The sequence below is a fragment of the Geodermatophilus sp. DSM 45219 genome (genome assembly GCF_900104025.1).
In the GTDB taxonomy this organism is placed as follows: domain Bacteria; phylum Actinomycetota; class Actinomycetes; order Mycobacteriales; family Geodermatophilaceae; genus Geodermatophilus.
The window spans coordinates 580,100-592,555 of the sequence record NZ_FNIQ01000003.1; the positions used below are offsets into that span (position 1 = coordinate 580,100).

The following is a 12,456-nucleotide window of genomic DNA, read 5'->3' on the forward strand; positions in this document are numbered from 1 at the left end:
CACCCGGGCCGGGACATGCGGGAGGGGGCGGCCTCTTCCCCAGACCGCCCCCTCCCACGCTGTTCCTACCAGACGGGGCGCCCGCGCGCACCTGCCGACGCGCGGTCAGTTGGCCGACGGGTCGGCCGGCGCCGTCGACAGCACGGCCAGGCGCCCGGTCTGGCGGCCCATCACCCGCCGCCACAGCTCGGGGCCGGCCAGCTCGCTCAGCACGTCCTCCGGGCCGCCGGCCACGCACGCCCACGCGCCCTCGGCGACCTCGACGGCCAGCTGGCCCGGCGACCAGCCCGCGTAGCCGGCGAACACCCGCAGCCCCCGGACCCGGGCGGCCAGCTCGTCGGGGTCGGCGTCGAGGTCGACCAGGTGGACGTCGCCGGCGACCGGCCGCAGCCCGCAGTCGCCCGCCGGCGTGCCGCGGCCGGCTGCATCGCAGACGGCGAGGCACAGCGCGGTGTCGGTCTCGCACGGGCCGCCCACGTGGAACACCCCGGGGTCGACGGCGAGGTCGCACCAGCCGGGCAGCACGTCGCGGATCTCCACCTGGCTCGGCCGGCCCAGCACCACGCCCAGCGTGCCGCTGTCGTTGTGGTCCAGCACGAAGACGACGGTGCCGGCGAACGTCGGGTCGGTGAGACTCGGCATCGCCACGAGCAGGGACCCCGGGCGGACGTCGTCCAGGCCGCCCGTCGAGAGCCCGGGGACCGCGTCCGGACGACGGCGGCCCGTCGCGGGCCGGGCCGGCGGCCCCGACTCGGGATCGGGCGAGGACGGGGGAGTCATCGCTCCCAGTGTGCCCCACCTCCGGGCGACCCGGCGGTGCAGGTGACGCGCGCACCGGGGAGCCGTGCGGCCCGTCGTCGACCCTGTGCCGAGGGGTGGCCACCATAGGGTGACCGGGTGCCGCAGGCAGGGACCACCGTGCGCTCCCTGCTGGCCCGCCCCGGCTTCCGCCGGCTGCTCGCGACCCGACTGTCGGCCCAGTTCGGGGACGGCGTGCTGCAGGCCGCCCTCGCCGGCACGGTGCTGTTCAACCCGCAGCGCTCGGCCGACCCGGTCGCCGTCGCCGCGGGGTTCGCCGTCCTGCTGCTGCCGTACTCCCTCGTCGGCCCGTTCGCCGGTGTCTGGCTGGACCGCTGGAGCCGCCGCCGGGTGCTCGTGCACGCCGACCTGCTGCGCGCCGGGCTGGTCGCCGTCCTGGCCCTGCTCGTGGCCGGCGGCTCGGCGGGGCTGCCGTTCCTGCTCGCCGGGCTGGTGCTGTTCTCCGTGGCCCGGTTCGTGCTGTCGGCGCTGTCGGCGTCCCTGCCGCACACGACCGCGGACCTGGTGCCGGCCAACGCCCTGTCGACGACGGCCGGCGCGGTGGCGACCGTGGCCGGCGGGGCGGCCGCGGTCGCGGTGCAGCAGGCCGCCGGGATCGCGGGGGACGCCGGCTACGCGCTGGTGACCCTCGGCGCCGCCGGGCCGTACCTGCTGGCCGCGGCGCTGGCCGCCGGGTTCCCGCGGTACGGGCTCGGGCCGGACGAGGGCGCCGCGCGGCCGTCCGCACGCGCCGTGGTGGCGGGGATGCTGGCCGGCGTCCGGCACCTGCGGGCCCGCCCCCCGGCGGTGGCCGCGCTGGCCGTCACCACGGTGCACCGGCTCTGCTTCGGCCTGCTGACGCTGCTGACGCTGCTGTTCTCCCGAGCCGCCCCGGCAGGAGCGGGCCTGGCGGGGGTCGGGGCCACGGTCGCCGCGGGAGCCGTCGGCACGCTGCTCGCGGCGGCGGCCACGCCGGCCGCGGTGCGCCGCCTGGGCACCGCGCGCTGGGTGGCCCTGCTGCTGGCCGCCGGCGGCCCGCTGGTGGTGGCCCTGGGCCTGCCCTTCCGGCCCGGGACGATCGCGCTGGCCGGACTGGTGGTCGGGTTCCTCGGGCAGGGCGTGAAGATCTGCGTGGACGCGACCCTGCAGCAGGTGGTCGACGACGACGTCCGCGGCCGGGTGTTCTCCGTCTACGACATGCTGGTCAACGTCAGCTACGTCGCAGCCCTGCTGGCGGCGGCGCACCTGCTCCCCGCGGACGGCGTCTCGCCGCCCGCCGTGGTGGCGGTCGGCGCCGCCTACGCGCTCGCGGCCGTGTACGCCGCCCGGTCCGCGCTGCCCCGCTGAGGGCGCGGGTCACAGCTCGGGGACGCAGGGCCCCTGACCCAGCCGCGCCAGGCCGGTGAGGTCGCCGGCGGCGAAGTCGGTGACGCCCGGCACGGTCTCGGGGTAGAGCAGCTGCGACTCGTCGTCGACGTGGTCCAGGCCCACCAGGTGGGCGACCTCGTGCAGCACGATGCCCGCGGCCGTGGCCTCCCCGTCCCGCGAGTCCAGGATCCCGGGGAACTGCTCGGCGTCCAGGGACACCGTGCCGGTGACGTAGACCCGCGGCCCCTCGCCCAGGGACACCGCCACGCTGCCGCCCCGGCCCACGATGTCGCCGGCCAGATCGGGCTCATCGGCCTCGGTCTGCCAGGCGACCAGCACCGGGGCCCAGCGGTCCCCGTAGCGCTCGGGCTGGAAGGCCTCCCGGTCGGTGGCCGGCACCTCGTCCGTCGGGCCGTCGTGCACCACGACCAGGCCAGTCACCTCGGCGATGCGGGCGAAGGCCGCGTGCACCAGCTCCTCCCCGCCCTCGGGTGCCCCGTCGGGCCGGACGGCGTAGTGGACGACGCGGCACGGGTCGTAGGCCACCGGCGTGACCCCGTCGGCCTGGAACAGCGAGAACGCGTGCGCACCGCCGCCGGCGGGCGCCGCCGGGACCGACCCGCGGGGGAACGCGCTCGCGCCGGCCCCGGGCGTCGGGCGGTCGGTCGGCGCGGCCGCGGGGGTGGTCGCGCTGCGGTCGGGGGCGAGCGCGGACGGCGGCTCGACGACCACCGGGCGGTCCCACGGCCACGGCACCGCCCCGGTCAGGAACGCGGCGCCGAGCGAACCGGCCACGACCAGGACCACGGCGAGCAGCCCGCGCAGGCCCGCGCCGCGGCGCCGGCGGGGCGGCGGTCCGGGGGCGCGCCACGGGTCGGCCGCCACCGGCAGCCCGGCCGCCTCGTCGAGCACCCACCGGGGCGTGCGCCCGCTCGGGGACGTGGGCAGGCGCGGGTCCGGATCGCCGGGTCCGTGTCCGTGCACGTCTCTCCTGTCGGCAGCCGGGTGCTCCGGGTCGAGTCGGGTCAGGTCTCGTTCCGGGCGGCCCACCACGCGCGCAGCTCGGCCTCGGCCTCGTCGGGGTCCAGGGGGCCGCGCTCGAGCCGCAGGTCCTTGAGGTGCTTCCAGGCCTCGCCGACCTCCCGGCCGGGCTGGATGCCGAGGATCGCCATGATCGCGTTGCCGTCGAGGTCGGGCCGCACCCGCGCGAGGTCCTCGGCGGCCGACAGCTCGGCGATCCGCTGCTCCAGCGAGTCGTAGGTCGCCGACAGCGCGGCGGCCCGCCGCTTGTTGCGCGTCGTGCAGTCCGACCGCACCAGCTTGTGCAGCCGCGGCAGCAGGTCGCCGGCGTCGGTGACGTAGCGGCGCACCGCCGAGTCGGTCCACTCGCCGCGGCCGTAGCCGTGGAAGCGCAGGTGCAGGAAGGTCAGCCGGGCCACCGCCTCGGTGACGTCCTTGGGGTAGCGCAGCGCCTGCAGCCGCCTGCGCACCAGCTTCGCCCCGACCACCTCGTGGTGGTGGAAGGACACCCGGCCGCGCGGCTCGTGCCGACGGGTGGCCGGCTTGCCGACGTCGTGCAGCAGCGCGGCCAGCCGCAGCACCAGGTCCGGCGACTCCGCGTCCGGATCGGCCTCCTCGAGCGCGATCGCCTGGTCGAGCACGGTCAGCGAGTGGCTGTAGACGTCCTTGTGCTGGTGGTGCTCGTCGATCTCCATCCGCAGCGCGGAGAGCTCGGGCAGGACGACGTCGGCCAGCCCGGTGTCCACGAACAGCTCCAGCGCCGCCCGCGGGGAGTCCTGCAGGAGCGTCTTCGACAGCTCCAGCTGCACCCGCTCGGGGGTGATCCGGCCCAGCGCGGCGGCGAGCGAGGTCATCGCCTCGACCACCTCCTCGACCGGGGTCAGGCCGAGCTGGGCGACGAACCGGACCGCGCGCAGCATCCGCAGCGGGTCGTCGGCGAAGGAGTCCACCGCGGTCCCCGGCGTCCGCAGCCGCCGGGCCAGCAGGTCGCCCAGCCCGCCGTAGGGGTCGGTGACGGTGCGGTCCGGACCGAGCGAGACGGCCATCGCGTTGACGGTGAAGTCGCGGCGGGCCAGGTCGTCGACGAGCGAGTCGCCCCAGGCCACCTCGGGGTTGCGCGACTCCCGGTCGTAGCGGTCGGCGCGGAAGGTGGTGATCTCCAGCCGGACGCCGTCGACCTCGGCGCCGACCGTGCCGAAGGCGATGCCGGTGTTCCACGTGGAACTGGCGACGCCGCGGAGGAGCCGCAGCACGTCGTCGGGCCGGGCGTCGGTGGTGAGGTCCAGGTCGCCGGCCACGCGCGGCTCCCCGGACCCCGCGGCCAGCAGCGCGTCGCGGACCGACCCGCCCACCAGGTGGACCTCGAACCCGGCGTCGGTGAACCGCCTGCCCAGCCGGGTCAGGACGGGGGAGACGTCGACGAGCGCGCGCACCGTCTCCTGGACGGCGGGGGGAACGGCATCGTCACCAGGACTCGAGGGCTGACCGGACACGACGGTCGAGGGTAGTGGCGTGGCGGATCGACCCCGGTCCGGCTCCGCGCCCCGTCGGAGGACCCCGCTGGCCCCACCACCCGCACGCTCGCGGCGGGACCCCTGCAGCGCGGCCACCATCGCTGCTCGGTCGCTGCGACGTTCCCGGAGCTGTCGCCCGACGCGCGCTACCCTCCTCGCATGGCTGGGACGGGCGGACGAGGGCGCCCCGGCCGCCGGCTGCGCCGGGTCGACGAGACCTCCGCCGGGGGCCTGGTGGTGGCCGACGACCCCATCACGGGGCCGCGTGCCGCCCTCATCGGCCGCACCGACCGCCGCGGCCGGTTGCTCTGGTCGCTGCCCAAGGGCCACATCGAGGAGGGCGAGACCCCGGAGGACACCGCCGTCCGGGAGGTCGCCGAGGAGACCGGCATCATCGGCGAGGTCGTCGCCCCGCTGGGCATCATCGACTTCTGGTTCGTCGCCGACGGCCGGCGCGTGCACAAGACGGTGCACCACTTCCTGCTGCGCGCCATCGGAGGAGCCCTGTCCGACGCCGACATCGAGGTGACCGAGGTCGCCTGGGTGCCCCTCGACGAGCTCGGCGCGCGGCTCGCCTACGCCGACGAGCGGGCGCTGGTCGAGCGGGCACCCGCGCTCCTCGCCGACAGCGCGTGAGGCGCCGGTCGGCTGCCGGGGGCGCCGGCGGCCGGCCCGCGGTGCCGGGATCCGGCCGTCCTCCCCGGCGGACGGCGGCCGCCGCCACCCTGGCCGGGCTGCTCGTCGTCCCCACCGTGGCCCTGGCGCCGCCGGCGGCCGCCGCGACCGAGGAGCCGGCGCCGGCCGCCGACGAGCAGCCCGTGGACGTCGAGCTGACCCGGCTGGACCCCCGCACGCTCTCCCCCGGGGCCACCGTCACCGTGGCCGGCACGCTGACCAACACCGGCACCGAGACGCTGACCGACCTGGACCTGCGGCTGCAGCGCGGCGCGCCGGTCACCACCCGCGGCGAGCTGCAGGCGGGGGACGGCGACCCCGATCCGATGACCGCCGCGGCCACCCCGTTCCAGGACGCCGCCGCCGAGCTGCGACCGGGCGACTCGGCGCCCTTCACGCTGACCACGACCACCGACGCGCTGGCCGTCACCGGGGACGGCGTCTACCCGGTGCTGCTCAACCTCAACGGCGTCGGGCCGGACGGGGAGCGCCGCCGGGTCGGCGAGCTGGCCACCCAGCTGGTCCAGCCGCCCCTGCTGCCCGCCGTGCCGACCGGCGTCGCCTGGCTGTGGCCGCTGGTCGAGCGCACCCACCGCGATCCCTCCGGCGCGTTCCTCGACGACGGGCTGGCGCGGGAGGTCGCGGCCGGCGGCCGGCTGGACCGGGTCCTGGCCAGCCTCGAGCAGCTGCCCCGGACCGCTCCCGCGGGAGGCGGCGAGCCGGTGCCCGTCGTCCCGGTGACCCTGGCCGTCGACCCCGCGCTGGTCGAGGGGCTCGCGGTCATGGCCGACGGCCCCTACGCCGTCGCGGGCGAGGCCGGGTCGGGCACCGAGGAGGCCGCCGCCTTCCTGGACCGGCTGCGCGCCGTCGCCGCCCTCCACCCCGTCGTCGCGCTGCCCTACGGCGACGTCGACGCCGACGCGCTCACCGCGACCGGCTTGCCGGAGGTCCTCGCCCGCAGCCTGCCCGGCACCCCCGGGGGGACGACGCAGGACGGCGCCGGCGCACCCACCGGCCCCGCGACCGGCCTGGCCGGCGTGGCCGTGCTCCGCGAGGTCCTCGGCGTCGAGCCGCGCACCGACCTGGCCTGGGCGGTCGGCGGCTCGTTGCGCGCGGAGACCCTCGGCGTGCTGGCCGACGGCGGCGTCGAGGAGGTCGTGCTGTCCCCCGCCGGCCTCACCGACGGGTCGGCGGGCCTGGGCCTGAGCGGCCCGGCCGCGGCCCGGACGACGGTGCCCACCGCGGACGGCGCGGTCGAGGCCCTGGTCGCCGACCCCGTGCTCAGCGACGTCACGGGGGTGCCCGGCGGCCCCCGGGCCGTCGAGCAGCGGCACCTCGCGGAGCTGGCGCTGCTCGCCCTCCAGCCGGGCGGCGCCGCGGCGGGCCAGAGCGTGCTGGTGGCCCCGCCGCGGGAGGTCGACCCCGACCCCGCCGCGGTCACCGCGGCGATGGCGCTGTCCGCCCAGCTGCCCGGGCTCCGGCCGGCCACCGTGGCCGAGCTCGGCGACGGCCCGGTCGCGGTCACCGGCGAGCTGGTCCCCCCGCCCGGGCCGGGCGGCCTGGCGCCCGCCGGGCTGGCCGACGTCGCCGCCGCGGTCGCGGTCCGCGACCAGCTGGCCGGTGCCGTGGTCGGCGATGCCGCGTCGGCCCTGGCCCCGTGGGACGCGGCGATCGCCCGCACCACGTCGTCGGCCTGGCGCGACGAGCCGACCGCGTTCGTCGAGGCCGCGGGCGACCTGCGGGCGGCGATGGGCCGGCTGCTGGAGCGGGTCACCCTGCTCTCGCCGGCCGACGGCACCTACAGCCTGGCCTCCAGCGACGCTCCGCTCGTGCTGACCGTCCGCAACGACCTCCCCTTCGCCCTGCGGGTGCAGCTGCGGCTGGAGACCCGCGGCAACGCGCTGGTGGTGGGCGACCTCGGCGACCAGGTGCTCGAGCCGGAACAGCGGACGACGCTGCAGGTCCCGACCGAGGTGCGCCAGCCCGGCCGCTTCGGCGTCGTCGCCACGCTCACCACCCCGGACGGCGCCCCGCTGGGCGACCCGGTGCAGCTGCAGGTGCAGAGCACCGCCTACGGCACGATCTCGGTGGTCATCACCCTCTGCGCGGCCGGGTTGCTGGCGCTGCTCTTCCTCCGCCGCCTGGTGCGGTTCGTGCTGCGCCGTCGCCGCGGCGGTGCCGACGGGGACGGCGACCTCCCGGGAGGCCCCGCGCCCGACGGTGCGGCGGTCCCGCTGCCGCCGACGCGGAGCCCGGTGTGAGCCGGGACGCCGCATGAGCGAACGCCCGGTGGAGGAGCGCCCGGTGGGGGAGGAGCAGCGCCGTCCCCTGCCCCCGGTGCCTCCGTCGTCCGCCGCGGTCCGCCGGGCCGCCGGTGGTCCCCCGCCGGCCGAGCGCGCGCGGCGGGAGGCCGCGCCGCCGGTGGACGGTCCGCCACCGGTCGCCGGGCCGGCGACCCCGCCACCCCTGCCGCCGCCCCCCTATCCGCAGGCCCCGCCCGGCGGCCGGCCGCTGCCACCGGTCCCGCCACCGGCGCCGCGGGTCCGGGACCTGCCGCCGGTGCCGCCGCCGCGGCGGGCCTCGCGCTGGGTCCCCGGGCCCGACGACACCCAGCTCATCCCGGTGCTGCCCGCGGTGCCGCGCCCGGTCGACGAGACCGAGGAGGACGCCGAGGCCCGCGAGGGCCGCCCCGGCGCCAGCCGCGGCATCCTGCGCGCCGCCGGCACGATGGCGGTGGCCACGCTGGTCTCCCGCATCACCGGGCTGCTGCGCACGATGGTGCTCACCGCGGCGCTGGGCGTGGGCCTGGTCGGTGACGCCTACAACACCTCGAACACGCTGCCCAACATCGTCTACGAGCTGCTGCTCGGCGGGGTGCTGACCTCGGTGGTGGTGCCGCTGCTGGTGCGCGCGCAGGAGCGGGACGACGACGGCGGTGCCTCCTACGCGCAGCGGCTGGCCACCGTGGCCAGCGCCGGGCTGGTCGTCGTCACCGCCCTGGCGGTGCTGGCCGCGCCGGCGCTCACCCGGCTCTACGGCCTGGGCGAGGACCCCGAGCAGTACCGGCTGGCCACCTGGCTGGCGCGGATCCTGCTGCTGGAGATCGTCTTCTACGGGATCGGGGCGCTGGCGCAGGCGATCCTCAACTCCCGCGGGGTGTTCGGCCCGCCGGCCTGGGCGCCGGTGCTCAACAACGTGGTCGTGATCGCCACGGGGCTGCTCTTCGTCGCGGCGAGCGGCCCCGGCGACCTGGCGCCGGCCACGATCACCCCGGGGCAGGTGTGGCTGCTCGGCGGCGGCACCACGCTGGGCATCGCCGTCCAGGCGCTGGTGCTGCTGCCGCTGCTGCGCCGCGCGGGCGTCCCGCTGCGGCCCCGCTGGGGGCTGCGGGACACCGGGCTGCGCGAGGCGGGCGGGCTGGGGCTGTGGGTGATCGGCTACGTGGCGATCAGCCAGGTGGGCGTCGTGGTGGCCACCCGGATCGCCAACGACGCCGGGCGGGACGGCGGGCTCGGGTCGCTCGGCTTCGCCAACGCCAGCCTGCTGTTCCAGATGCCCTACGGGATCATCGGCGTCGCCCTGCTGACGGCGCTGGTGCCGCGGATGAGCCGCGCCGCGGCGCGCTCCGACGTCCCCGGTGTGGTGCGCGACCTCTCCCTGGGCACCCGGCTGTCGGCCCTCGGCCTGCTGCCGGTCAGCGCGGCGCTGACCGTGCTCGGCCCGGCGATCGCGGTGCTGGCCTTCGCCCGCGGGAACACCGGCGTCGAGGAGGCCCGCACGATCGGGGTCGCGCTGGCCGTGGGCGCCTTCGGGCTGCTGCCGATGGCGGTCACCCTGCTGCAGCTGCGGGTGTTCTACGCGATGAAGGACGCCCGCACCCCGACGCTGCTGCAGCTCGGCATGGTCGGCGTGCGGGTGCCGCTGCTGCTGCTCGTGCCGGTGGTCGTGGAACCGCGGTGGGTGGTGGCCGGCCTGATGCTGGCCACCAGCCTCACCTACCTGGCCGGCTGGGCCCTCGGCAACGTCCTGCTGCGCCGCCGTCTCGGGTCGCTGGAGGGCCGGACCACGCTGCTCCCGGTGCTCCGCGTGGCCGTCGTCGCGGTGGCCGCCGGGCTGCTGGGCCGGCTGGCGGTGTCCCTGGCCGACGACGCCCTGGGGCCGTCGGTGGCAGGGTCGCTCGGCACCGTGCTGCTCGGTACCGTGGTCATCGGCGTCGCGACCCTCGGAGGGCTCGTGTTCGCCCGCGTCCCCGAGCTGCAGGGGCCCCTCGCGGCCGTGCGGACCAGGCTGGGGCGCGGGTGAGCAGCGCGGCGCCGCCGCCGGGGCGACCGAGCCGCCGGCACGGACGGGACAGGGGGCCGGGCGCACCGATGACGTCCACGACCACCGGTCTCCCCGACCGCTACCGCCCGCTGGACGAGGTCGGCCCGACCGAGACCACCGCGACCGGGGTCATCCACTGCTGGCGAGCCAAGGACCGGATCCTCAACCGCGACGTCGCCATCCGCGTGCACACCCCCGGCGGGCCGGCCGCCCGCGAGTGGATCACCCGGGCGCTCACCGCCGGCGGGCTGGCCACGCCCGCGCTGGCGATGGTCTACGACGCCGCCGAGGGCAGCGGCGATCCGCAGACCCCCGGCGGTGCCGCCTACGTCGTCAACGAGTGGATCGAGGGCCGCACCCTCGCCGAGCGGCTGGCCGAGGGCCCGATGCCCGAGCGGGAGGCGCGCACCGTGCTGCGCCGGCTCGCCGAGGGCGTCGCCGCGGCCCACCGGGTCGGCCTGGCCGTCGGCGGCCTCACCCCGGAGACCGTCGTCCTGCGGCCCAACGGCCTGGTCGGGCTGCGCTCGGTGCCCGCCGCCAGCGGCACCGTGCAGGGGGACGTCGCCGCGCTCGGCGGGCTGCTCGAGTTCTGCCTCACCGGCCGCCGGCCGGACGGGACGGCCGGCGGGGCGACGGCCGGGATGCCGCCGGACCTGGCCGCGCTGGTCCGCCGCGCCCGCTCCACCCAGCCCGGCGCCGGGCTCTCCAGCGTCGCCGCCATGGCCGCCCTGCTCGCCGAGCGCCCGCGCACCGGGCACACCTCCGAGCCGCTGCGCGCCCCCGACGAGTCCGACAGCGGGTGGCTGCGCCGGCTGCGCGAGCGCCGGGAGGAGGACCGCGCCGGCGCCCCGGACGTCGCGGTCGACCCGGCGCCGACCCGCGACGCGTCGTCGACCCCCCACCCGCCGCTGGACGCGCGCGGCCTGCCCCCGGTGCCCGGCCGCCGGTACGACGACGACGAGGACGACGACCTGCTCCCGATGTCGGCCGGCATCGGTGGGCGGGACGAGGACCGCGGGCCGGACGACGACGCGGCGCACGCCCGCCGGCGCCGGCTGGTCGTCGTCGGCCTACCGCTGCTCGCGCTGGCGGTGGTGATCGCGCTGGCCGTCTGGCTCGGCAACGTGATCTCCCCCGACGACGTCGCCGGAGACCAGGCCCCCGCACCGACCGCGCCGTCGAGCAGCGCACCGGCCGCGGAGGACGCCCCACCCGACGAGAGCGCCGCGCTCGCGATCGCCGGCGCGTCGGTCTACAACCCCCAGGGCGACGGCGAGCCGGAGAACCCCGACGACGTGCCGCTGTCCTTCGACGGCGACCCGGCCACCGGCTGGTCCACGGTGACCTACCGCGGGTCCCCGGCGTTCGGGAACCTCAAGGACGGCGTCGGCGTCCTGTACGACCTCGGCTCGGAGCAGGCCCTGGCCGGGCTCGGCGTCACCGGCTCCGCGGGGGCGACCGTCGAGGTGCGCGCCGGCGACCAGCCCGACGGCGACCTCGAGTCCTATGCCGTCGTGGCGAGCGGCGCGGTGGGATCGGGAGAGCTGACCTTCGACGAGCCGGTGACCACGCGGTACGTGCTGCTGTGGGTCACCGGGCTGGTGCCCTCCGACGGCGGGTTCTCCGCCGAGATCACCGAGGTCAGCCTCACTCCGGCGGGCTAGCGCGGGGGAATCCAGGACCTACGATCCTCGTTGTGCCGCCTGTGACGACAGACCACCCGACCCCCGGCCCCGCGGTGACGGCGGAGCACGCGGAGCCCGCGATCCCGCCCGCCGAGCACGACGGCGTCCGTGACCTGATCATCATCGGGTCCGGACCGGCCGGGTACACCGCGGCCGTCTACGCCGCCCGCGCGAACCTCCACCCACTGGTGTTCGAGGGCTCGCAGTTCGGCGGCGCGCTGATGACGACCACCGAGGTCGAGAACTTCCCCGGCTTCCCCGAGGGCGTCCAGGGCCCGCAGCTGATGGACGACATGCGCACCCAGGCCGAGCGCTTCGGCGCCGAGCTGGTCGCCCGCGACGTCACCGAGGTCGACCTGACCGCCGAGCCGAAGACCGTCAAGGTCGGCGACGAGGTGCACCGCGCGCACGCCGTCATCGTCGCCACCGGCTCGAAGTACCGGTACCTCGGCCTGGACAACGAGGCCCGGCTGCTCGGCCGCGGCGTCTCGGCCTGCGCCACCTGCGACGGCTTCTTCTTCCGCGACCAGGACATCGTGGTCGTCGGCGGTGGCGACTCCGCGATGGAGGAGGCCACCTTCCTCACCCGGTTCGCCAAGACGGTGACCGTGGTCCACCGGCGGGAGGAGCTGCGCGCGTCGAAGATCATGCAGAAGCGCGCGCAGGACAACGAGAAGATCCGCTGGGCCCTCGGCAAGCAGGTCACCGACGTCCTCGGCGACAGCACGGTCTCCGGCGTCCAGCTGACCGACGTCGGCACCGGCGCCACCGAGGAGCTCCCGGTGAGCGGCGTGTTCGTGGCCATCGGCCACGACCCCCGCAGCGAGCTCTTCGCCGGGCAGCTCAAGCTCGACGACGAGGGCTACGTCCAGGTGGAGCACCCGACCACCCGGACCAACATCGACGGCGTGTTCGCCTGCGGCGACGTCGTCGACCACATCTACCGCCAGGCCATCACCTCGGCCGGCACCGGCGCCGCGGCGGCCATCGACGCCGAGCGCTGGCTGGCCGAGGCCTTCGGCGAGCGCTGAGCCGGCGTTCGCCGGCGGCCCGGGGCGGGCATCCCGCCCCCG

General features: G+C 77.5%; 9 protein-coding genes. 6 read left to right on the forward strand and 3 right to left on the reverse strand.

What is annotated here, in order from left to right; all coding sequences use genetic code 11:
• Positions 1-105: 105 nt before the first annotated feature.
• Positions 106-780 (reverse strand): YqgE/AlgH family protein, encoded by a 675-nt coding sequence (locus BLR12_RS11820; protein ID WP_255363439.1) that lies wholly within the window; start codon positions 778-780, stop codon positions 106-108.
• A 117-nt stretch (positions 781-897) separates the two neighbouring features.
• Here BLR12_RS11820 and BLR12_RS11825 point away from each other — a divergent pair, with 117 nt between their 5' ends.
• Positions 898-2,145: an MFS transporter gene (locus BLR12_RS11825; RefSeq protein WP_091377906.1), complete on the forward strand. Its 1,248-nt coding sequence runs from the start codon at positions 898-900 to the stop codon at positions 2,143-2,145.
• A gap of 9 nt (positions 2,146-2,154) precedes the next feature.
• Here the strand turns inward: BLR12_RS11825 and BLR12_RS11830 are convergent, their stop codons facing one another.
• Together BLR12_RS11830 and BLR12_RS11835 are read right to left on the reverse strand one after the other, a co-directional pair.
• A complete protein-coding gene (locus tag BLR12_RS11830) occupies positions 2,155-3,078 on the reverse strand; it encodes a M10 family metallopeptidase domain-containing protein (RefSeq protein ID WP_255363440.1) in 924 nt (307 codons plus the stop codon).
• Positions 3,079-3,191: 113 nt separating this feature from the next.
• The gene (locus tag BLR12_RS11835) at positions 3,192-4,619 is read right to left on the reverse strand and encodes a CCA tRNA nucleotidyltransferase (protein ID WP_091377912.1); all 1,428 of its coding nucleotides are present in this window, start codon (positions 4,617-4,619) and stop codon (positions 3,192-3,194) included.
• A gap of 240 nt (positions 4,620-4,859) precedes the next feature.
• Between BLR12_RS11835 and BLR12_RS11840 the strand changes: the two genes are divergently transcribed.
• The 5 genes from BLR12_RS11840 to trxB all read left to right on the forward strand — a co-directional run bounded on the left by BLR12_RS11840 (position 4,860) and on the right by trxB (position 12,414).
• Positions 4,860-5,336, forward strand: coding sequence for an NUDIX hydrolase (locus tag BLR12_RS11840; protein WP_091220955.1), 477 nt, complete (start codon positions 4,860-4,862; stop codon positions 5,334-5,336).
• On the forward strand, positions 5,333-7,636 hold the full coding sequence (locus BLR12_RS11845) for a DUF6049 family protein (protein WP_091377915.1): 2,304 nt from the start codon (positions 5,333-5,335) through the stop codon (positions 7,634-7,636). Before BLR12_RS11840 ends, BLR12_RS11845 begins: the two co-directional genes overlap by 4 nt.
• A 13-nt stretch (positions 7,637-7,649) precedes the next feature.
• Positions 7,650-9,677, forward strand: coding sequence for a murein biosynthesis integral membrane protein MurJ (gene murJ, locus BLR12_RS11850; protein ID WP_255363441.1), 2,028 nt, complete (start codon positions 7,650-7,652; stop codon positions 9,675-9,677).
• A gap of 68 nt (positions 9,678-9,745) precedes the next feature.
• The gene (locus BLR12_RS11855; protein ID WP_091377918.1) at positions 9,746-11,362 is read left to right on the forward strand and encodes a protein kinase family protein; all 1,617 of its coding nucleotides are present in this window, start codon (positions 9,746-9,748) and stop codon (positions 11,360-11,362) included.
• 74 nt (positions 11,363-11,436) lie between these two features.
• Positions 11,437-12,414, forward strand: coding sequence for a thioredoxin-disulfide reductase (gene trxB, locus BLR12_RS11860; protein WP_091377922.1), 978 nt, complete (start codon positions 11,437-11,439; stop codon positions 12,412-12,414).
• Positions 12,415-12,456: the final 42 nt, after the last annotated feature.